General features: G+C 74.8%; 18 protein-coding genes and 1 pseudogene. 7 read left to right on the forward strand and 12 right to left on the reverse strand.

Translation table 11 applies throughout. The annotated features are described in order from the left end of the window. Nucleotides 1-84: 84 nt before the first annotated feature. From AB0L40_RS09045 to AB0L40_RS09070, 6 genes are all read right to left on the reverse strand, one after another. The gene (locus tag AB0L40_RS09045) at nucleotides 85-1,071 is read right to left on the reverse strand and encodes an alpha/beta hydrolase (protein WP_364352407.1); all 987 of its coding nucleotides are present in this window, start codon (nucleotides 1,069-1,071) and stop codon (nucleotides 85-87) included. A 97-nt stretch (nucleotides 1,072-1,168) separates the two neighbouring features. Then, nucleotides 1,169-1,906, reverse strand: a complete 738-nt coding sequence (locus tag AB0L40_RS09050) for an SDR family NAD(P)-dependent oxidoreductase (protein WP_364352410.1) — start codon at nucleotides 1,904-1,906, stop codon at nucleotides 1,169-1,171. Between the two features lie 78 nt (nucleotides 1,907-1,984). Next, on the reverse strand, nucleotides 1,985-2,935 hold the full coding sequence (locus tag AB0L40_RS09055) for an NADP-dependent oxidoreductase (protein ID WP_364352413.1): 951 nt from the start codon (nucleotides 2,933-2,935) through the stop codon (nucleotides 1,985-1,987). Nucleotides 2,936-3,015: 80 nt separating this feature from the next. After that, on the reverse strand, nucleotides 3,016-5,199 hold the full coding sequence (locus AB0L40_RS09060) for an MMPL family transporter (RefSeq protein ID WP_364352416.1): 2,184 nt from the start codon (nucleotides 5,197-5,199) through the stop codon (nucleotides 3,016-3,018). A 172-nt stretch (nucleotides 5,200-5,371) separates the two neighbouring features. Next, nucleotides 5,372-6,715, reverse strand: a complete 1,344-nt coding sequence (locus AB0L40_RS09065) for a benzoate/H(+) symporter BenE family transporter (protein WP_364352419.1) — start codon at nucleotides 6,713-6,715, stop codon at nucleotides 5,372-5,374. Nucleotides 6,716-6,828: 113 nt separating this feature from the next. After that, the gene (locus AB0L40_RS09070; protein WP_364352422.1) at nucleotides 6,829-7,686 is read right to left on the reverse strand and encodes a LysR family transcriptional regulator; all 858 of its coding nucleotides are present in this window, start codon (nucleotides 7,684-7,686) and stop codon (nucleotides 6,829-6,831) included. A 67-nt stretch (nucleotides 7,687-7,753) separates the two neighbouring features. Between AB0L40_RS09070 and AB0L40_RS09075 the strand changes: the two genes are divergently transcribed. Beyond that, entirely contained in the window at nucleotides 7,754-8,815 is a 1,062-nt protein-coding gene (locus AB0L40_RS09075; RefSeq protein WP_364352425.1) for an EamA family transporter, read from the forward strand. Here AB0L40_RS09075 and AB0L40_RS09080 read toward each other — a convergent pair. Continuing rightward, nucleotides 8,769-9,302, reverse strand: a complete 534-nt coding sequence (locus AB0L40_RS09080) for a GNAT family N-acetyltransferase (protein WP_364352428.1) — start codon at nucleotides 9,300-9,302, stop codon at nucleotides 8,769-8,771. The genes AB0L40_RS09075 and AB0L40_RS09080 overlap by 47 nt on opposite strands. Before the next feature lie 380 nt (nucleotides 9,303-9,682). Between AB0L40_RS09080 and AB0L40_RS09085 the strand changes: the two genes are divergently transcribed. Continuing rightward, nucleotides 9,683-10,738 (forward strand): multicopper oxidase domain-containing protein, encoded by a 1,056-nt coding sequence (locus tag AB0L40_RS09085; RefSeq protein ID WP_364352431.1) that lies wholly within the window; start codon nucleotides 9,683-9,685, stop codon nucleotides 10,736-10,738. After that, nucleotides 10,738-11,952 (forward strand): ZIP family metal transporter, encoded by a 1,215-nt coding sequence (locus AB0L40_RS09090; RefSeq protein WP_364352434.1) that lies wholly within the window; start codon nucleotides 10,738-10,740, stop codon nucleotides 11,950-11,952. The genes AB0L40_RS09085 and AB0L40_RS09090 overlap by 1 nt, the downstream gene beginning before the upstream one ends. Nucleotides 11,953-12,412: 460 nt before the next feature. Here AB0L40_RS09090 and AB0L40_RS09095 read toward each other — a convergent pair whose 3' ends face one another. Together AB0L40_RS09095 and AB0L40_RS09100 are read right to left on the reverse strand one after the other, a co-directional pair. After that, the gene (locus AB0L40_RS09095; RefSeq protein ID WP_364352437.1) at nucleotides 12,413-13,267 is read right to left on the reverse strand and encodes a hypothetical protein; all 855 of its coding nucleotides are present in this window, start codon (nucleotides 13,265-13,267) and stop codon (nucleotides 12,413-12,415) included. A gap of 190 nt (nucleotides 13,268-13,457) precedes the next feature. Next, nucleotides 13,458-13,934: pseudogene (locus AB0L40_RS09100) on the reverse strand (hypothetical protein); the annotation flags it as partial. A gap of 311 nt (nucleotides 13,935-14,245) precedes the next feature. Here AB0L40_RS09100 and AB0L40_RS09105 point away from each other — a divergent pair. The 4 genes from AB0L40_RS09105 to AB0L40_RS09120 all read left to right on the forward strand — a co-directional run bounded on the left by AB0L40_RS09105 (nucleotide 14,246) and on the right by AB0L40_RS09120 (nucleotide 18,646). Continuing rightward, a complete protein-coding gene (locus AB0L40_RS09105) occupies nucleotides 14,246-15,082 on the forward strand; it encodes an undecaprenyl-diphosphate phosphatase (protein ID WP_364352461.1) in 837 nt (278 codons plus the stop codon). Between the two features lie 100 nt (nucleotides 15,083-15,182). Then, the gene (locus AB0L40_RS09110) at nucleotides 15,183-16,208 is read left to right on the forward strand and encodes an FTR1 family protein (protein ID WP_364352440.1); all 1,026 of its coding nucleotides are present in this window, start codon (nucleotides 15,183-15,185) and stop codon (nucleotides 16,206-16,208) included. Between the two features lie 292 nt (nucleotides 16,209-16,500). Further along, a complete protein-coding gene (locus tag AB0L40_RS09115; protein ID WP_364352443.1) occupies nucleotides 16,501-17,949 on the forward strand; it encodes an ATP-binding protein in 1,449 nt (482 codons plus the stop codon). 10 nt (nucleotides 17,950-17,959) lie between these two features. After that, nucleotides 17,960-18,646 carry a response regulator transcription factor gene (locus AB0L40_RS09120; protein ID WP_364352446.1) on the forward strand — a complete coding sequence of 229 codons (687 nt, stop codon included), beginning with the start codon at nucleotides 17,960-17,962 and terminating at the stop codon, nucleotides 18,644-18,646. A gap of 82 nt (nucleotides 18,647-18,728) precedes the next feature. Here AB0L40_RS09120 and AB0L40_RS09125 read toward each other — a convergent pair whose 3' ends face one another. From AB0L40_RS09125 to AB0L40_RS09135, 3 genes are all read right to left on the reverse strand, one after another. Next, on the reverse strand, nucleotides 18,729-19,430 hold the full coding sequence (locus AB0L40_RS09125) for a VIT family protein (protein WP_364352449.1): 702 nt from the start codon (nucleotides 19,428-19,430) through the stop codon (nucleotides 18,729-18,731). 43 nt (nucleotides 19,431-19,473) lie between these two features. Then, nucleotides 19,474-20,073 (reverse strand): DUF2231 domain-containing protein, encoded by a 600-nt coding sequence (locus AB0L40_RS09130; protein WP_364352452.1) that lies wholly within the window; start codon nucleotides 20,071-20,073, stop codon nucleotides 19,474-19,476. A gap of 192 nt (nucleotides 20,074-20,265) precedes the next feature. After that, on the reverse strand, nucleotides 20,266-21,114 hold the full coding sequence (locus AB0L40_RS09135; protein ID WP_364352455.1) for an FAD:protein FMN transferase: 849 nt from the start codon (nucleotides 21,112-21,114) through the stop codon (nucleotides 20,266-20,268). Nucleotides 21,115-21,186 lie beyond the last annotated feature (72 nt).

Raw genomic sequence — 21,186 nt, forward strand, 5'->3', positions numbered from 1 at the left:
GGTCTCAAGGAGCGGCGGTGGCCGCGCTCGTCGGCGACACCGGGACACCGACCACCTGCCCCACGGCCGGGGGGAACGTCCGGACTACGTCGCGGCGTCGACGTTCCCGGCGCCGGCCGACGGCTCGCCCGCGAGCACCGGCCGCAGCCAGTCGTCGATCTCGATCAGGACGCGCTCGCGGACCGGGGCCGCCGAGAGGAGCAGGTCGTGCATCCCGTCGTCGATCGCGCGGACCGTGACGTCGGGGCCGAGGGCCGGCGCCCAGCGCGTCATGTGCTCGACGTCGAGGACCGTGTCGGCCGTCATCGCCTCGGGGCCGAACTGCCGCAGCCCCAGCACGCTGCGGGCGGACCGCAGCACGAGGATCGGGACCGGGAGGCCGAGGCCCCGCTGCAGGCGGCGGTGGCCGCGGCGGACGGCGCGCAGCCAGCCGGCCCGGACCGGGAAGCCCATGAGCGGCTTCCACCGCAGGTCGAACTCCCAGTCGCCGTTGCGGCTCAGGTGGACGCTGTCGCCGTAGGTCCCGAGCCCCTGATTGAGGATCGTCTTCGGGCGCAGGCGGCCGACGGTGGCGGTGGCGAGGTCGACCTTGCGGCGGAAGGCGTCGGACCCGGGGAGGTCGAACCACGGGCTGTTCAGCACCACGGCCCGGACCGCGTCGGCCACCCGGGTCCCCTGCCGGTCGGCGAGCCAGAGCGGCACGATCAGGCCGCCCGTGGAGTGGGCGAGCAGGACGACGCGCTCGTGGCCGTCGGCGAGGATCGTCTCGACGGCGCGGTCGAGCTCCTCGTGGTGCTCGGCCAGGTCCGTCACGTAGGCCGGGAGCTCGCCGTCCTGCAGCGAGCGCCCGTAGGCGCGGAGGTCGACCGCGTAGAAGGCGGTGCCGGCGTCGGCGAAGTGCCGCGCCACGTGCTCCTGGAAGAAGTAGTCCGAGAACCCGTGGACGTAGAGGATCGCGACGCCGCTCGGGGGCCCGGACGGCCCGAGGTCCAGCAGCGTGGCGCGCCGCCCGGCCGCGAGCACGAGGGTCCTGGTGCGGAAGTCCGCCAGCGGCTCGGGTGACGCGCTCATGGCGGGCATGCTGACAGAGGGCACCGGGCCGCCGCGGGCGGGAGGACGGCCGCACGCCGGCCGCGACGTGGCCGGGCCGCACGGACGCGGCCCGCGGTCACGGACCGCCGAGCGTCGTCCCGGTGACCCGCGCCAGGTCGTCCAGCAGCGCGTCCTGGAACCGTTCGTCGCGCGTCGCCGGATCCGGATCCTGGCGGGCCTGGTGGAACCAGTAGCCACCCGTGGTACGGGCCTCGGGCTCGTCGCTCGTGGCGAGCCACTCCTGGGTCCGGTGCCCCAGCCGGAGGTCGTCGGGGGCGCCGGGGCCGCCCATCTTCGTCGGCACCCAGCCCGGGTCGACGGCGTTGACGGCGACGTCCGGCCACCGGCGCGCGACCGCCAGGGCGAGCGCGGTCACGAGCAGCTTCGAGTCCGAGTACGAGCCGGTCGCCCGGCGGCCGGCCCAGTCCAACCCGTCGAGGCGCGCGCGACCGCCACGGTGCATGCCGCTGCTCAGGTAGACCAGCCGGTCCGGGCGCTCGATCAGCGCCGTCAGCAGGTAGGGCGCGACGACGTTGACGGGCAGGATCGCCGGCCCGGTGGAGACCCCGGCGTTGTGGATCACCACGTCCATCCGGCCCAGGCGGCGGACCTGCTCCGCGAGGTCGCGCGTCTGGTCGGCGTCCGAGAGATCGGCGACGAGCGCGGTCGCGCCCCGGTCCACCAGATCCTGCACCGCCGGCAGGCGCTGCGCGCCGCGGACGTGGACGACGACCTCGTGGCCGTCCTGCAGCAGCGTCGTGGCGGCCGCGTGCCCGAGGCCGTCGGCGGAGCCCGTGACGAGGACCCGGCTCACGCGTCGGCCCTGACCGCGACGAGCCCGGCGTCCCGGCTCACGCGCCGGCCCCACCGTCGGGGCACCCGACGTCCGGGGTCACGCGTCGTCTCCGCCGAACACGATGACGAGCCGCCCGCGGACGCCGCCGGCCGCCTGCCGGCGGTGCGCGTCGGCGGCGCGCTCCGGCGGGAACGTCTCGTCGACGATCAGCGGCAGCGTCCCGGCCGCGGCCAGGTCGCGCAGGTGCTCGAGCGCCGCGGTGTCCTCCAGGCGGGTCCGCACCCAGACGGCGTGCCGGACGATCCCGCGCTCGGTCTCGTCGTCCTGCCCGCGGACGACCGCCCAGCCGCCGCCGTCGCGGATCGCCGGGAACAGCGGCGGGCCGACCAGGGCGGTGTCGAGCACCCCGTCGACGCCGTCCGGGACGAGCGCGCGGACGCGCTCGGCGAGCCCGTCGCCGCGGTCGACGACCTCGTCGGCGCCGTGGGCCCGGACGAGGTCGTGCTCGTCGGGGCGGGCGTCGGCGATCACGCGCAGCCCGCGCTCGCGGGCCAGCGGGATGGCGAGCGTGGCGAGCCAGCCCGCGCCGCCTGTGATCAGCAGGGTCGCGCCGCGCGGCAGGTCGAGCAGGTCGAGCGCCTCGATCGCGGTCAGTCCGTTCATCGGCAGCGTCGCGGCCTGCTGCAGCGTCGCGCCCTCGGGGACGGCGACGACCGACGCGGCCGGGACGACGAGCGGCGTCTGCTGCGCCCCGCCGTCGGGACGCCGCGGCGAGACCGCCGCGATCACCCGGTCGCCCACGCGCAGCCGGGTCACGTCCGGGCCGATGGCCTCGACCGTGCCGGCGGCGTCCATGCCCGGGACCAGCGGCTCGGTCACCTCGCCGGTGCTCGACCCCGCTCCGGCGCGCAGGCCGAGGTCGGTCGGGTTGACGGCGGCCGCGGCGACGGCGATCCGGACCTCCCCCGGTCCGGGCTCGCGGATCGGGCGCTCCGCGACGGTCAGGACGTCGGGATCGCCGAAGGACGGCACGGTGACGGCGGGCATGCGGCGACGCTATCGAGGGGCGAACCTCGGCCCGCCGAGGCGGGACCTCCCCCGGCCCGCCCCGACCCGGAACCGCGCCCCTACGCCGAGGGCGCGACCGCCACGTCGCCGTCCGCGTCCTCCGGGCCGGCCTCCGGTGCGCCCTCCACGTTGAGGCTCGGCAGGAACCGGTCCAGCCACGCGGGGAGGAACCAGTTGGCTTTGCCGAACATCAGGAGCAGCCCGGGGATGATCACCGACCGGACCACGAGCGCGTCCAGCAGGACGGCGCTCGCCAGGCCGATGCCGAAGAGCTTGATCACCCGCTCGCCGCCGAGGACGAAGGCCGCGAAGACGAGCACCATGATCGCGGCCGCCGCGGTGATCGTGCGGCCGGTCGCCGCCAGGCCGTGGATCACCGCCTGGCGGTTGTCCCCCCGCTTGTGCCACTCCTCGTAGATGCGGCTCATGAGGAAGACCTCGTAGTCCATCGAGAGCCCGAAGAGGATCGCGAAGACCATGACCGGGAGGAACGCCTCGATCGGCCCGGTCCGGTCCACGCCGATGAGCCCCGCGCCCCAGCCCCACTGGAAGACCGCGACGACCACGCCGAAGGCCGCGCCGACGGAGAGGAGGTTCATCAGCGCCGCCATCGCGGGGATCAGGAGGCTGCGGAAGACCGCCATCAGGAGCAGGAAGCTCAACGCCACGACGACGCCGATGAAGAGCCCGAGCTTGGACGAGAGCACCGACGAGAAGTCCGCGAAGATCGCCGTCGGGCCGCCGACCAGGACCTTCGTGTCGCCGGTCTTCGCCGGGATCGTCGTGTCGCGCAGGCGGTCGACGAGCTTCGACGTCGACTCGTCCTGAGGCGAGCCGCGCGGGACGACCTGCGCGGTCAGGACGCCCTTGCCCACCGGGATCGGCCCCTGGATCGCGATGACGTCGCGGTCCTTCTTGACCGCCGCGAGGACCGACGTGAAGTCCTTCTTCGCCGTGGCGTCCGGGGTCGCGGCGACGAGCTGGAGCGGGCCGTTGAAGCCGGGGCCGAAGCCCGTGGCGAGCAAGTCGTACGCCTTGCGGGTCGTCGTGTCGGACGGGTCGTTGCCCTGGTCGGAGGAGCCGAGGCGGATGTCGAGGAACGGGGAGGCGACCGCGAGCATCACGACGATCGCCGCCACCGCGGTCAGGGCCGGGCGCCGGCCGAGCACGGTGCCCCAGCGGAACCAGCCGGCCGACTCGTCGCCGGTGGTGAGCTCGCCGGCCTCCAGCGCGCGGCGCTGCTTCTTGGTCAGCAGCTTCGTCCCGAAGAAGCCCAGCAGCGCGGGCAGCAGCGTCAGGGCCGCGACCACGGTGCACGCGACCACGACGCAGGTGGCGATCGCGACGCCGTAGAGGAAGCTCACGCCGAGGGTGAACATGCCGAGCAGCGCGATGCAGACCGTGATGCCGGCGAAGACGACGGCGCGCCCCGAGGTGTCGAGCGCGCGGACGGCGGACTCCTCGACGGTCTTGCCGCGCATCAGCTCCTGGCGGAAGCGCGTGACGATGAACAGCGCGTAGTCGACGCCGACCCCCAGCCCGATCAGGAGCGCGAGTTCCTGGCTGAACGACGCCATCTGGATCGCGTTGGAGAGCAGGCCGATGATCGCGACGCCGGTGCCGAGCGAGACGCCGGCCACGAGGATCGGCAGCACCGCGGCCAGCAGCGAGCCGAAGACGATGAGCAGCACGACGAGCGCCGCGAGGATGCCGATGCCGGTCCCGCCCGGGCCCTGCTGGTTGGCGGCCTGGATCGCCTGGCCGCCGAGCTCGACCTGGAGGGTCTTGCCCGCGGCGTCGTGCGCGGTGTCGACGACCTTCGTGATGGCGTCCTTCGGCAGCTCGTTGGCCTGGTCGTCGAAGGTGACGGTCGCGTAGGCGATCGTGCGGTCCTTCGAGACCTGGGCCTTCCCGGTGCCGGTGTACGGCGACTGCACGCCGTCGACGTGCGGCAGCTTCTCGATCTTCGCGAGCATCGCGCTCACGCGCCGCTTCGTCGCCGCCGTGTTGACGCTGCCGTCGGTCGTCCTGAAGACGATGCGGTCGGTGTCGCCCGACGCCTTCGGGGCGCTCTTCTGCAGCAGCGCGAGCGCGTCGGCGCTGTCGGTGCCGCTGAGCTTGAACGAGTCGCGGAAGTCGCTCCCGGCGCCCGCGTGGATCACGGTCAGGGCGACGAGCGCCGCGACCCAGATCGCGATGACGGCCCGTCGGCGCCGGTAGCACCAGGCGGCGATGTTGCGCATGAAGAGATCCGATCGGTCGCCTGACCGGCCGGCCGACGTCGCAGCGACGGTGCTCGGTCGGACGGGCGTTCAAACGCCGACTGGAGGAGCGTCGTACGCGCGTCCTCACCGGGCTTCCCGCCGGTCGAGCGCGCCGTCGCCCGGCCGCGCCCACCGGCCGGGCGCCCGCCGGCTACGCCGTCCGAGGTGCCCGGCGGGTCCGGGCCACGTGGACGATCAGCCCGGCGACGAGGCCCCAGAAGGCACCGCCGATCCCCAGGATCGTGACGCCCGACGCGCCGACGACGATCGTGGCGACGGCCGCGGGACGGTGCTCCGGGTCCGTGAACGCCGTGGCGAGCGCGGGCTCCAGCGCCGCGACGAGGGCGAGGCCGGCGACCGCCTGGACGAGGACCGGCGGCGTCGCGGCCACGAACGCGACGGCGAGGCCGGCGAGGAGGGCCAGCACGACGTAGGAGGCGCCGTTGGCGACGCCCGCCACCCACCGACGCTCGTGCGGGCCGGCGTCGGGACCGGAGACGAGGGCGGCGGAGAGCGCGGCGAGGCTGATCGCGTGCCCGCCGAAGGGCGCGGCCAGCACGCTGCCGAGGCCCGTGCTCAGGAGCGCCGGCCGGACCGGGGCGCGGTAGCCGAAGCTCGCGAGCACGCCGACGCCGGCGACGTTCTGGGAGACCATCGTCACGACGTAGAGGGGCAGCGCGATCCCGATGAGCGCGCCGGCGTCGAACGTCGGGGCGGTGAGCTCGGGGCGAGGCCACAGCTCGCTCGCGGGGCCCAGGTGCAGGTCGCCGGAGACCGCTACGACGATCACCAGCGCCAGCAGCGCGCCGGGCACGGCGAGGCGGCGCGCGACGAGCATCAGCACGCCCCAGGCCAGGACGACGGGCAGCGCCTGCTCCGGGACGTCGGCGATGGCGCGCGCCGGGCCGAAACACACGGGCAGCACGATGCTCGCCGTCAGGGCCCCCGCCAGCGGGATCGGGATCGAGGACACGAGCCGGACGAGCGTGCCCCACAGGCCCGAGACCGCCAGGAGCGCGCCGCAGACGAGGAACGCGCCGACGGCCGCGGCGAAGCCCCCGTCGGGGCGCCCGGCGGAGATCAGCAGCGCGGCGCCCGGCGTCGACCACGCGACGGCCATCGGCAGCCGCGTCCGGAGCGACAGTCCCGCGCCGGTGACGGCGATCGCGACGCAGAGCGCCAGGAGCCCGGACGCCGCCTGCCGGTCGCTCGCGCCGACGGCGTGCAGGCCGGTCAGGACGACCGTCGACGAGCCGACGAACCCGACCAGGGCGCCGACGACGCCCGCGGGGATCGGGCGGGAGCCGGGATGACCGTCGCGGCCGGGCGGGACGGGCCGGGCCCCGGGAGGACCGCCGGCGTCGGGCAGGGCCGGCCCGGCCCCGGGACGACCGTCGGCGCCGGGCGAGGCCGGGCCGGCCCGGGGAAGGCCGTCGGCGCCGGGCGTCGCGCCGGAATCGGCCGCGATCCCGATCGATGGCCGGTCGTCGGGCACGGCGGCCAACGATAGACCAGGGTCCAGGGGCCGATCCGCGGGAAGTGGCCCCGGCGACGGACGCCCCGGCGGCGCGCGGAGGCGACGGGCGACGGCCCCCGGCGGCCCCCGGCTCAGGCGTTCGCGTAGGCCTCGGAGACCAGGCGGATCAGGGCGTCCGGACGCGCGCCGGGCCGGTCGCGCCGCCAGCCGATCCGGACGGACACGGGCTCCGCGTCCAGAACCGGCCGGTAGACGACGCCGGCCCGCCGGTGCTGGGCCACGGTCGCCGCCGGCGTGATCCCGACCGCCTGCCCGCCGGCGACCAGGGTCAGCAGGTCGTCGACGCCGCGGATCGACTGGAAGCGCACGTCGACGCCGAGCGGGTCCCACAGGTCCCGGGTGGTCGTGCCGGTCCGGTCGTCGACGGCGACGGTCTCGCCGGCGAAGTCGCGCAGCCGGACGCCGCGCCGCCGGGTCAGCGGATGGTCGGCGGCCAGCACCGCGTACCGCCGCTCGGTCCCGACCAGCGCCGAGTCGAAGCGCGCCGGGTCGACCGGATGACGCACGACGGCGACGTCGACCACGCCCTCGTCGAGGCCGCCGGTGGGGCTGTTCTCCTGGACGAACACGATTCGGAGGGACGGGTCGGCCGCGGCCCAGCGCCGCTGCACCTCGACCGTGTGCCGGCCCAGCGCCGACCACGCGTAGCCGACCCGCAGCTCGCGGCGATCGGCGGCCGCGAGGCGCTCGACGTCGCGGACCGCGTCGAGCGCCCGACGCGCCGCGGGCAGGACGCGGTCGCCCAGCGCGGTGGGTCGCACCCGGCGCGTCGAGCGCTCCAGGACGCGGCCGCCGACGGAGACCTCGAGCGCGGCGACGCCCCGCGAGACCGCGGCCTGCGAGACGTGCAGCTCGGTCGCGGCGTCCGTGAACGACCCCGCGTCGACGACCGCGACGAAGGCGCGCAGGTGCTCGAGCTTCACGCTCATACGCTCAGCGTATAGATCGTTCCGCTTCCGTCACGCGGGGATCCGCGCGGAGGAGCACGCTCGGCCCATGGAGTCGACCGTCGCGGAGCGCACGCTTCGCCTCGCGTCCGCGGCGGCCCCCGGGCGCGGGCGCCGCAGCGGCCTCACCGCCGGGATGCTCACCATGCTCGCGAGCGGGACGAGCAACCAGGCGGGCGCGGCGATCGGGGCGGGCGCGTTCCCCGCGATCGGGCCGGCCGGCGTCGTCGCGGTCCGCCAGCTGATCGCGGTGGCCGTCCTGCTGCCGACCGCGCGTCCGTCGTTCCGGACCTTCACGCGCGAGCAGTGGTGGCCGGTGACCGCGCTCGCCGCGGTGTTCGCGGTCATGAACCTCAGCCTCTACACCGCGATCGACCGGATCGGCATCGGGCTGGCCGTCACGCTCGAGTTCCTCGGTCCACTCGCGATCGCGCTGGGCACGTCCCTCACGGCGCGCGACCGGGTCCTGGCCGTCGCGGCGGCCGCGGGGGTCTACGTGCTCGTGCTGCCCGGCGCGTCCAGCGACTGGCTCGGCATCGGGCTCGGGCTCGTCGCCGCGGCCTGCTGGGCCGCCTACATCCTGTTGAACCGGATCGCGGGCGCCCGGATCCCGGGCCTCGGCGCGCCGGCGGCCGCCACCACGCTCTCGGCCCTCGCCTACCTGCCCGTCGCGGTCGTCATCCTCGCGACCCGCGGCGTCGACCCGACCGCGCTCGCCCTCGCGGCCACCGCCGGGCTGCTGAGCTCGGTCGTCCCCTACGCCGCCGACCTCATCGCCCTGCGGCTGATCCACCCCCACCGGTTCGGGCTCTTCATGAGCGTCAACCCGGTCCTGGCGACCCTCGCCGGCGTGATCGTCCTCGGCGAGATCCCGCGCGTGCACCAGGCGGTCGGCATCGCGGTGATCGTCGCCGTCAACGCGATCGCGGCGGCCGCGCAGGGGCCGGCCCGGCCGGGCGCGGTCGCGACCGTGAACGCCGGGCTCCCGGTGGCGACGGCTGGTCCCGCGAGTCCGGCGGTGGACGTCCCGGGCCCGGCGCTCCCGGCCGTGGGCGCCGCGGCGATCAGCCTGCCGGGTCCGCCGCGAGGTGGTCCAGGCGCTGGTACATGACGAGGGCGTCGACCTCCTCGCCGTGCAGAACGAATGCGCCCGGGAGCCGGCCGACGGTGTGGAAGCCCAGCGACTCCCAGAGCGCGATCGCCCGGTGGTTCGTGCTGACCACGAGGTTGAACTGCATCGCGCGGTAGCCGAGCGCGGCCGCCGCGCCGAGCGCGTGCGCGCCCAGCGCCCGCCCGATCCCCCCGCCGGCGGCGTCCGGGGCCACGACGAACGAGCCGTTGGCGACGTGCGACCCGTGCCCGGGCTGGTTGGGCATGACCCGCGAGGTCCCGACGATCGCGCCGTCGCGCTCGGCCACGTACGCCTGAGCGGGCGCGTCGGTCCAGCCGGCCAGTGCGTCCTCCCGCCCGACGTCGACCGGGTAGGCGTAGGTCTCTCCGGCCGCGAAGACCTCGTGCAGGATCGCCCAGACGCGGTCGGCGTCCCCCGGCGCGTACTGCCGGATCGTGATCGCGGGCAGCGGCGGGTCGGTGGCCATCGGGCAACGGTGACACGCCGGCGACCGCGGCGCACGGGTCGCCGGTCGTTCCCGTCACCCTCGTGATCTCGACGCGCGACGCGGCGGTCCCTACGTGCGCCGCGTGATCCTGGCGCTCGTGGAGGCTCCCGCGTGATCTCGGCGCTCGACGCCGTCCTGCTCGCCGCCGCCGGGGTGCTCGCGGGCCTGGTCGGGAGCGCCGGCGGGATCGCTCGCCCTGCTGCTGGAGCCCCGGCTGACCGCCCGGCGCGGGCGCCGCGCCGGCGCAGGTCCCTGGGCGGCGCTCCCCGTCGGGACGTTCGGCCTGGCCCTCGCCGTCGAGCTGCGGCTCCGCGCGTGATCGACCTGAAAGTATTTTGAGCCATGCCATACTTCTGCACATGGCACGTGTAAATCGTCGTTCACTGCTGGCCGGGGCCGTCCCCGTGATCGGGGGCGCGGCGCTGCTCACCCGCGGCGGGGCGGAACCGGCCGCCGCCGCGATGGACCACGCGATGCACGGCGCCTCGGGGGCCGCGGCCGCCGGCCCGGCCGACATGGGGAGCGCCCACGGCGGGCACGCGAACTTCCGCGACGGCCGGACCGTCGACCACCGGAGCAACGGCTTCGACCCCCACGAGATCCTGCGGGACTTCGACCGCGGCAGGACCCGCCGGCTGCCGTCGGGCCGGGTGCTCCGCGAGTGGACGCTGGTGGCCGGGGACCGCGAGATCGAGATCGCGCCGGGGATCCGCTTCGCGTCGTGGTCCTACAACGGCCGGATCCCCGGCCCCACGCTGCGCTGCACCGAGGGCGAGCGGCTGCGGATCACGTTCGTCAACGCCTCCGCGCACCCGCACACGATCCACTTCCACGGCCTCCACCCCGCGACGATGGACGGGGTCGCCGGGCAGGGCGCCGGCGAGATCCAGCCGGGCGGCCAGACGGTCTACGAGTTCGACGCGCTGCCCGCCGGGCTGCACCTCTACCACTGCCACGTCCGGCCGCTCGCGGAGCACATCGCCAAGGGGCTCTACGGCACGTTCATCGTCGACCCGAAGGAGCCGCGCGAGGAGGCCGACGAGCTCGTGATGGTGATGAACGGGTTCGACACGAACTTCGACCGTGCCAACGAGCTCTACGCCGCGAACACGATCCCGTTCGCGTACATGAACCGGCCGATCCGGATCGAGCGCGACCGGCTCGTCCGGCTGTACCTGGTGAACATCCTCGAGTACGACCTGATCAACAGCTTCCACCTGCACGGCAACCTCTTCGAGTACTTCCCGACCGGGACGAGCCGGACGCCGTCGGAGCTGACCGACACCGTGATGCTCTGCCAGGGCCAGCGCGGGATCGCGGAGTGGCGATTCCCGAATCCCGGCAAGTACATGTTCCACGCCCACCAGTCCGAGTTCACGGAGCTCGGCTGGCAGGGCTTCTTCGAGGTCGCCTGATGAGCGCCCCCGCCGCCCCCTCCCCGACGCCCGGGAGCGATCCCGCGCGCAACGTCCCCGCCTGGCTCCTCGGCGTCGTCCCGCTGGTCCTGATCGTGCTCGCGCTCGGCGCGTTCCTCGCGCTCGACGGTCCGGGCCTCGCCGACCGCACCGGGCCGCCCGTGGAGGAGCTCGCCGTCGAGAGGACGACGCTGAAGCCCGGGTCGATCGCGGTGACCGTCCGCAACGACGGCCCGGACGCCGTGACCATCGCGCAGGCCCAGGTCAACGACGCGTTCGTGCAGTTCACCGGCGCGGAGACGCCGATCGGCCGGCTGGGCACCGCGACCGTCCGGCTGCAGCAGCCGTGGGTGGAGGGCGAGGCGTACTCCGTCGTCCTCCTGACGTCGACCGGCGCGACGGTCGCGCACGAGATCGCCGCCGCCGTCCCGACCCCGGAGACCGACACGTCGTTCTTCGGGCTGATGGCGCTCCTGGGGATCTACGTCGGCGTCATCCCCGTCGCGCTCGGCATGCTCTGGCTGCCGTGGCTGCGGCGGGTCCCGCCCGCCTGGATGCGGGGGCTGATGGCCCTGACGATCGGCCTGCTGGTGTTCCTGGCGATCGACGCCACGCTCGAGGGCTTCGAGCTGGCCGCCGAGGGCTCCCAGGCCTTCGGCGGGCAGGCGCTCGTGCTGATCGGCGCCGTCGCGTCGTTCCTGCTGCTGACCGGGGTCTCGGAGGTCGTCAAGCGGCGGGGCAGGCGGGCGGCGTCGGCCGGCGCGCCCGGTGGCACGCTCGCGATGCTCGTCGCCATCGGGATCGGCCTGCACAACCTCGGCGAGGGCGTCGCGATCGGCGCGGCCTACGCCACCGGGGCGCTGGCGCTCGGCGCCTTCCTCGTCGTCGGGTTCGCGCTGCACAACACGACCGAGGGGCTCGCCGTCGTCGCGCCGGTCGCGAACGAGCAGCCGCGGCTGCGCCGGCTCGCCCTCCTGGGCGTGATCGCCGGCGCCCCGGCGGTCCTCGGCGCGTGGATCGGTGCCGCGGCGTTCAACTCGAGCGTCGCCGCGTTCCTCTTCGGCTTCGGCGCCGGCGCCATCGTCCAGGTGATCGTGCAGCTCGCCCCCACGCTCCGCGACGACGACGGCCGGTCGCTGCACCCCGTCGCGGTCGGCGGGATGCTCGCCGGCCTCGTGCTGATGTTCGGCACCGGGCTGCTGGTCAGCGTCTGACACAGAGGGCGCGTCGCGTCGCCGCGTCGCGCCGCGCCGCTGGGCGCGGCCCGGTCAGTCGACCCTGCGCGCGGCCCTTGCCTCGCCGGCGGCGTCCTCGAGCGCCTCGGCCTGCTCGGCCGTCGTGAGCGCCTCGTCCTTGCGATCCAGCGCCTGCTCCTCGGCCTTCAGCGCCTCGAGCTCCTCGGCGCGCGCCCGCTCGTCGGCCTCGGCCTTCTCGGCGGCGGCGGCCTTCTCGGACGCCTCGCGGCGCTGCGCGGCGACCTCGGCGACCTGCGCCTCGCTCCCGCTTGCCCTTCGCCGCCGGCTCGCGACGGGCCTTGGCGCGCGCCGCGGCCTGCCGCTTCTTGCGCTCCGCCTCCTTCGCGCGGGCCGCCGCGCCCTCCGCGCCCGACCAGCCGCGGATCGCGCGCCGCATCCTCTCGGGCGGCGAAGGGGCGCGTCCTCCGGAGACCGACGCCTACGAGCGCGCCGCGGCTCGCGCCCGATGGCCCTCGAGCTCGAGGTCGGCGAGGTGATGGTGGAGCGTCGGCCCGGCGTGCTCACCGGGAGCCTGGATGTCGATCCGGGCCTTCGCCGCGTAGGCCACCAGGGCGACGAAGACGATCAGCAGGATGGCGCTGATCGGCCCGTCGCCGAGGCCCAGGCCCCCGTCGTTCGACTTGCTGAAGCCGTCCGCGAACGAGGCACCGAGCGGGCGGGTGAGGACGTAGGCGATCCAGAACGCGGCGATCGGGTTCAGGAGCCCGCGCCACCAGAGCAGCGCCGGGACCGCCATCAGCGCGGCGAAGAGGATCGCCGACCCGAAGTAGCCGAGGTGCAGGTTCATCGCGGTCAGGTCCCCGGCGGCGGTGCCGAGCGCGAACGTCGCCAGCACGGCGGTCCAGTAGTACCGCTCACGACGCCGGGTCGTGATGCTGTGGATCGAGAGCGTGCCCTCGCTGCGGTGCCAGGCCCAGAACACGCCGGCGACGCAGAGGGCGAAGAACGGCGTGGTGACGGCGTAGGAGAGGCCGGCGCCGTCCTTGATGCCGTCCGCGACCATCGTCCCGCAGACGGCGACCATCATCACGGCGAACCAGTAGACGGGGGCCCGGTACTCGCGGGCGTTCAGCTGCATCCGCATCGCGACGACGAACCCGCCGACGCCGATCAGCGCCGCCGCCGGGATGCTCGTCTGCCCCATGAAGTCGGAGATCGCCTCCCCCATCCCGGTCGTCAGGAGCTTCAGGGCCCAGAAGAGGGCGATGATCGCGGGGACCTTCGCCGCCGCGGGTTCGAGGCGGGGCAGGCGGGTGCGGGTGGTGTCGGGCATCAGGATCCTTCGGGCCGAGAGCGCGGTCGACGGGCGACGGGGCCGCCGCCCGTCAAGGAGGTGCAGGCGACGGCGACGCAGCACGTTAGGTGCCGTTCGTGAGGCAGAGATGAGAGCGCCGCGGCGCTCTCCGGCTCGCAGGTCGCGGGTCCCCCGGTCGGCCGAGGGACCCCCGCCCGCCCCCACGCGCTCAGGCGGCGTCGGGGTCCAGCTCACCGCGGCGGACCTCGATGACGTCGCGCTTGGTCACGCTGAGGAAGACGACGAGCACGAGGATGATGGCCAGGAAGATGTAGCTCGTCCCGGTCGTGCCGAGCCCGAGCCCGCCGTCGTGCTTGGTCTGCGACATGAGGTCGCCGATCGACGCGCCCAGCGGCCGGGTCATGATGTACGCGAGCCAGAACGCGAGGACGGCGTTCAGCTTGAACACGAGGTGCGCGACCGTGATCAGGGCGATCACGCCGGCGAAGATCAGGACCGACACGGTGTAGCCGAGGGCCGCCTTCTCGGCGACGAGGTCGCCGGCGGCGGTGCCCAGCGCGAAGGTGAAGAGGATCGTCAGCCAGTAGAAGCCCTCGCGCTTGGACGTCACGATGCTGTGGATCGAGAGCGTGCGCTCGCTCGCGAACCAGGCCGCGAACACCAGCGCCAGGATCACGGCGAAGAGTGACCTCGGGGACCTTGTTCAGCATCGCGCGCCCTCGCGATGCCGTCGCCGTTCCCGGGCGGGCGGTGGTGGTCGTCGTCATGGCCCCACCGTGCCGGGCGTCGATGAGACGGCCATGAGCCGGAGCGACCGGCGCGGCGCGCTGCCCACGCCGTCGTCCTGGCCGTCGGCCCCCGTGCCCGCCGCGGCTCTCATCTCGGCCTCATCCGCACGCGCCAGGGTGGCCCGATGCGTACGACCCGCCCGACGACGGCGCCCGCCGCTCCACCGACACGAGTCAGCACGGGCGGGGCCCGCCCGTGAGCACCACGATGCACCTCTGGGAGGCCGTGATCCTCGGCGGCGTCGAGGGCCTCACCGAGTTCCTGCCCGTGTCCTCGACGGGGCACCTGACGATCGTCGAGAAGCTCATGGGCTTCAAGCTCGACGACGCGGGGCTCACCGCCTTCACGGCGATCATCCAGGCCGGCGCCGTCCTCGCGGCCGTCATCTTCCTGCGCACGGACCTCATCCGGCTCGTGACCGCCGTCCTCCGGGGCGTCGCGTCGCCGGCGGAGCGCCGCACCCGCGACTTCCGCTTCGCGCTGTTCATCCTCGCCGGCTCGATCCCGATCGGCGTCATCGGCGTCGCGTTCAAGGACCAGATCGAGACGACCCTGAGATCCCTCTGGTTCGTGGGCATCGCGCTGATCCTCTTCTCCGGCGTCATGTGGTGGGCCGACCGCGTCGGCACGCAGGAGCGGCACGAGGACGACATCACGCTCCGCGACACGATCACCGTCGGTCTGGCGCAGTGCATCGCCCTGATCCCGGGCGTCTCCCGCTCCGGCGCCACGATGTCGGCCGGCCTGGTCCTGGGCATCGACCGCGTCGCCGTCACGAAGCTCTCGTTCTTCCTGGCGATCCCGGCCCTCCTCGGGGCGACGCTGCTCGAGGTCGCGTCGAAGGCCTCCGACATCGCCCACGGCGTCGGCTGGGGACCGACGCTCCTGGCGACCGTCGTCTCGTTCGTCGTCGGCTACGCCGCCGTCGCCTGGCTGCTGAAGTTCGTCGCCCACCACGGCCTCGGCGTCTTCATCCGCTACCGCGTCGCCCTCGGCGCGGTCGTCCTGGTCCTCGTCGGGGCCGGCGCGATCTCGCCCACCTGAACGGACGCGGCAGGGGCACGAGCGGCAGGGCGCCACTCATCTCGCCCTCATCTCCGCCGGGAGTACGGTGGGCCTACCTAGGGCCTCCTAAGGACGTTCGATGTCTGCCTCCTCCCTCTCCGGCGCCCCCGCGGCGCACCCCGCGAACCGCAGCGAGTCCCGCTGGTTCTCCGCGTGGCTCGTGGCGGTGCTCGGCCTGCTCACGCTCGTCGTGATCGCCGGGTGGAACGCCGCGGGCGGCACCGTCGACCCGACCGACGCCGGCCGGACGCTGAGCCGGACGACCGTCGTGGTCAACAGCGCCGTCCTCGTCCTGCGCGAGGGTCTCGAGTGCGTGCTCGTCCTCGCCGCGATCACCGCCGGTCTGCGCGGGCCGGCCGCCGGTCAGCGGCGTCCGATCGCGATCGGCGGTGCCGCCGCGCTCGCGCTCTCCGTGATCACCTGGTTCGCCGCGGTGTGGATCATCGGCGCGTTCGGGAGCACCGGCGTCAACGTGCAGGCCGCCACCGGGATCCCGGCGATCCTGGTCCTGCTGGTGATCATGAACTGGTTCTTCCACGACACCTACTGGACGGGCTGGATCAAGCGCCACAACCGGAAGAAGAAGGGCCTGCTGCACGCCGACGCCGGCAGCCGGCGGCTCCTCCTGGGGCTCGGGCTGCTCGGCTTCAGCGCCGTCTACCGCGAGGGCTTCGAGATCGTCCTCTTCCTCCAGTCCCTGCGGGTCGGCTACGGCTCCTCGGTCGTGCTGGAAGGCGTCACCCTCGGCCTGATCTTCACCGCGGCCGCCGGGATCGTGACCTTCGTGCTGCACCGCAAGCTGCCGTACAAGCGGCTCCTGATCATCACCTTCGCGCTGCTGGTGCTCGTCCTCTTCGTCATGGTCGGCGAGCAGGTCAACGAGATGCAGCTCGCCGGCTGGATCGGCACCTCGACGTTCTGGGACGCCCCCGGCTGGCTGGGCACCTGGTTCTCGATTTTCGGCAACTGGGAGACCGTGATCGGCCAGACCGTCGCCGTCGGCGCGGTCGTGGGCTCCTACGTCGTCGCCCGCGAGGTCCAGGTCAAGGGGCCCCAGCGGCGCGCGAGGCGGGCCGCGCGCGAGGCGGACGGCACCGCGGCCTGACCGGCGCACGGCGCCTCAGCAGACCCCGTCCGCCGCGGACGGGCACTCCCGCCACGCGGTGCCGGTGCTGGCTGCCGGCGCTCCCGGTCGGGAGCGTCCCCGCCCGGTCGTCCCCCGACGAAGCCGTTGCCGTCCATCGTCACCGCGCGGGCCGCGACGCCGCCGATCCCCTGGGCGTTGCCCACCATCGAGACGTGCGACCGCGGGGCGTGGATCGCAGCGCGCAGCGACGCGTTCCCGCGGATCGTGACCCCCTGCCGCCGGTCGTCGGCCCCGTACAGTGCGGGTGCGCATGCGCCCGGCCGCCTTCTTCGCCCGGCTCCCGATCCGGCTCCGCGTCGCCGCCACGTTCGCGCTGGTCATGGCGACCCTGCTCGCCCTCGCCGGCGCCGGGCTCTACGTGGCCCTCGGCGCGACGCTGCGGTCGGGGATCGACGACGCGCTGCGGACCCGCGCCGCGGACGTCGCGGCGATCGCGAGCGAGGTGACCGACGGGCGGTCGGACACGAGCCCGCTCACGGAGCGCGGCGAGAGCGTCGCGCAGATCCTCACCCCCGCCGGCCGGATCGTCGACGCCTCCCCCACCATGCGGAGCACGCCGCTCCTGACCCGCTCGCAGCTCGGCGCCGCCGCCCGGGGAGACACGTACGCGCGGCGCCCCGCGATCCGCCCGGTGGACGACGACGACGTGACCCGCCTGCTCGCGCGGCCGGTCACCTCCGACGGGCAGCGCCTGATCGTCGTCGTCGGCGCATCGCTCGAGCCGGTCGAGACCGCCCAGCACCGGCTCGCCAAGCTCCTCCTCGTCGGGGGCCCCGTGCTCCTCCTGCTCGCGTCGGTCGCCGGGTACGGGGCCGCGACGGGTGCGCTCCGGCCGATGGAGCGGATGCGGCGCGACGCGGCCACCATCCGCACGGTGCGCTCCGGGCTGCGCCTCGAGGTCCCGCCGGCCGGCGACGAGGTCGCCCGGCTCGCCGCCACGCTCAACGACATGCTCGCGCGGCTCGACGAGGCCTCGCGGCGGGAGCGCGCCTTCGTCGACGACGCCAGCCACGAGATGCGCACGCCGCTGGCGCTGGTCAAGGGCGAGCTCGAGCTGGCGATGCGCACGGGAGCGACCGTCGACGAGCTGCGCGCGGCGATCGCCTCCGCGGCCGAGGAGAACGACCGGCTCGTGCGCCTGGCCGAGGACCTGCTCGTCCTCGCGCGCACCGACGACGGGCCCGTGCTCGCGACCACGCCGATCCACGTCGCGGAGCTCGTCGATCTCGTTCGCGAGACGGTCGTCGCCGCCGGCCGCCCAGGGACACCGGCCGAGGCGGACGAGCCGCCGCGGGTCGAGGTGCGACTCGCGGACGGGGCGGAGGACGTCGTCGTCCACGGCGACGAGCGCCGCCTCGTGCGCGTCGTGGGCAACCTCGTCCGCAACGCCGCCGACGCCGGGGCGACCCGGGTCACCGTCGACGCGCGCGTGGCGGACGGGACCGCCGAGCTGCACGTCCTGGACGACGGGTCCGGATTCGCGGAGCCGTTCCTGCCCCGCGCGTTCGAGCGGTTCGCACGCGCGGACGACGCGCGGGCACGCGGCGGGACGGGGCTCGGCCTGGCGATCGTCCGCTCCGTCGCCGAGGCCCACGGTGGCACCGCGGGCGCCGCGAACCGTCCTGCGGGCGGCGCCGACGTCTGGATCCGCCTACCGGACCGGCCGCTCTCATCCGGGACTCATCCGCCGCGGTCATGATCGGCTGACGATGCGCGTGCTGGTCGTCGAGGACGACGTGAAGATGGGGAGCCTGCTCAAGCGGGGACTGACCGCCGACGGCCTGGTCGTCGATGTCGCGGCCGACGGCGAGCGCGGCCTGCTGCTCGCCGGCTCCACCGCGTACGACGCCATCGTCCTCGACGTGATGCTTCCCGGACGCGACGGCTTCGAGGTCTGCCGTGCGCTGCGCGAGGACGGGATCTGGGCGCCGGTCCTGATGCTCACGGCCCGCGACGCCGTCGACGACCGCGTCCGGGGCCTCGACACCGGGGCCGACGACTACCTGACGAAGCCGTTCTCCTTCGTCGAGCTGTCCGCCCGGCTCCGGGCCCTCGTCCGGCGCGGGCCGATCGAGCGCCCCACGACGCTGATCGTCGGGGACCTCCAGCTCGATCCCGCCACCCGCACCGTCCACCGGGGCGGCACGGAGATCGCGCTCTCCACGAAGGAGTTCGCGCTGCTGGAGACGTTCATGCGCCGGCCGGGCCGGGTCCTCGACCGCTACGCGCTGCTCGAGCACGCGTGGGACTACGACTACGAGCACCGCTCCAACGTCGTCGAGGTCTACGTGCGGTACCTGCGGGAGAAGATCGACCGGCCGTTCGGCGTCACGTCGATCGAGACCGTCCGCGGCGCCGGCTACCGGCTGCGCACGAACGGCGGCACCGCCGGCTGACGGTCGCGCGCTTCCGCGTCGGCCGGTTCCGCCGACGCCGCGGGCCCGGACACCGGACCGGCCGTCGCTCGCGGCGCGCCGCTCAGACCGCGGTCCCGACGACGGCGCCGATGCCGTAGGTGACCGCCATCGCGGCGACGCCCCAACTCAGCACGCGCACGGTCGCCGGGCGCACCGGAGCGCCGCCGAGGCGCGCCCCCGCGGTGCCCAGCGCGGCGAGCGCCAGCAGCGTCACGACGACGACCGCCGCCGCGCGGGCGCCGCCGCCGGCCGCCGCCGCCAGGAGCGGGAGGGCCGCGCCGACGGAGAAGGACGCGGCCGAGGACCAGGCGGCCTGCAGCGGACGGGCCCGGCGCTCGTCCTCCAGGCCGAGCTCGTCGCGGACGTGCGCCGCCAGGGCATCGCGCGCCGTGAGGGCCTCGGCGACCTCGACGGCGAGCGCCGGTGACAGGCCGCGGTCCTCGTAGATCGCGACCAGCTCCTGCAGCTCCCCCTCCGGGTCGGTCGCGAGCTCGTGCTGCTCGAGGCGGACGTCGGCGTTCTCGGTGTCGCGCTGCGAGCTGACGGACACGTACTCGCCGGCGGCCATCGAGAGCGCCCCGCCGACGAGCCCGGCGACACCGGCGGTCACGACGGCGCTGCTCGACGCGCCCGACCCGGCGACGCCGAGGACGAGGCTCGACGTCGAGACGATCCCGTCGTTGGCCCCCAGCACCGCCGCGCGCAGCCACCCGGCGCGGTGGCTGAGATGGTCCTCGGCCTCTGCGACCGCGCCGAAGCTCATGCGCACAAGGTACGGCCTGCCGGGAGCGCCCGGCGGTCCGAGGTCATCGTCCCTCGTCGCCGTCCCCGTGCCCGGGGGCCGCGGTGGCCGGCGTGTCGTGCCAGACCGAGCGGGCGCCGGCCTCGCCGGTGCGGTAGATCCAGATCCCGGAGATCACCGCGAAGACGAGGACCAGGAGGGTCATGGCGGCGGCGACCTGCGGCTGCCCCGGGAACGCCCGCGGGGCCTCGCCGGGGAGCCCCCCGATCCGGTCCACCGCGGTCGGCGTGGCCACCGTGCCGGCGGCCACCGCCTCGCCACGGCGGCGGTAGCGGACGGCGAGCATCGCGAGGATCAGGATCACGCCGTAGGCGATCATGATCGTGCCCATCTGGTCGCCGAGATTGGTGTGCTTCTCGAGGAGGGCGCTGGGCTCCGTCCGCGCCTCGAGCTTCTCACCCGTCGAGGGCGTGACGAGGCCGAGGACGATGCTCAGCACGCCGGTCACCAGGAGCGGCCAGCTCAGCCAGCGCCGGAACGGCGGCACCAGCGCGTAGGCCAGCCCGCCGATCGTGCCCCCGGTGGCCACGACGACGGTGAAGTGCACCATCAACGCATGGGTCGGGAGCCCGTTGACGTTGTTGAGGAGGTCGGCAAGCGGCATGGAGGGACTCCGGTCCAGGTGGGATGGGGCGCGGCGGGGGGATCGAGCACCCCGCGTGCGAGAGCCGTCGGTGCCTCGCCCCCCAGGGGCACGTGGCACGCGAGGTGGCCCGCCCGCCACCTTCGCGGTCGGGCGGCCAAGCGCCGTCGAACGAATCGACAAGAAACGGCAAAGGGCGGCCGCGGACGCCGCTCATCGGCACGCCGGCTCCGATCGGGTGCGGTCGGCGGTCGCGACGACCGGCGTGCCGTCGTCGAGCACCAGGAGTCCCCCGTGCGCGAGCCACCGGGGCCCGCCCTCGGGTCCGCTGAGCAGGGCGGCCTTGCTGCGCCACTCGGCCTCCAGCGCGGTCGGAGCCAGCGCGCTGGCCTGCACGACACCGGTGAACGCCGGGCGGCCCGTCCCGGGGTCGAGCAGGTGGTGCGCCGGCCGGCCTTCCACGTCCGTCCAGCTCCTGCGACCGATCCCGCTGGTGGCGACCGCGTCGTCCGTGATGTCGAAGCGGTGGATCTCGCGACCGTCGAACGGGCTCTCGATGCGGACCGGCCGGCGGTCACCGGACCGGCCGCCGATGCGGAGGTCGCCGCAGCAGTTCACGACGAACCGGTCGTAGTCCACCAGGCGCGCGGCGAGCACGTCGGCGGCGAGGCCCTTGACGAGCCCGCCGCCGTCGATGCCCAGTCCGGGCGGGCGCGTGGCCCACCCGCGCCAGGCGTCGTAGCGCACCTCGTCCCAGCACCCCCCGGGCCGTGGGGTCGCGGGAACCCGCGTCGGCGCGGCCGCGAGCGCGTCGCGCAGCGGGACGCCGCGTCCGTCGTGGTGGTCGGTGTACCCCGCCTCCCGCAGATCGTCCAGCAACGTTGCGTCGACGAGACCGCCCGAGGCCCGGCCGGCGTGCCCGACGGCCCGGAGCAGCAGGCCCATCGTCCGGCTGACCCGCACCGTCGGGGACGGGTCGGCGTTCAGGCGGGACAGCTCGCTCGTCGGCTGGAACCGGGTGAACCGGTCGTGCCACGCGCGAAGAGCGACTACGCCGTGCACTACGTCCGCGACGGTGCCGGCCGCACGGTCGACCAGTTCCAGAACGTGACCGACAACGGCGCTTCCCCGCAG

The sequence above is a fragment of the Patulibacter sp. NPDC049589 genome, assembly GCF_040675535.1.
In the GTDB taxonomy this organism is placed as follows: domain Bacteria; phylum Actinomycetota; class Thermoleophilia; order Solirubrobacterales; family Solirubrobacteraceae; genus Patulibacter.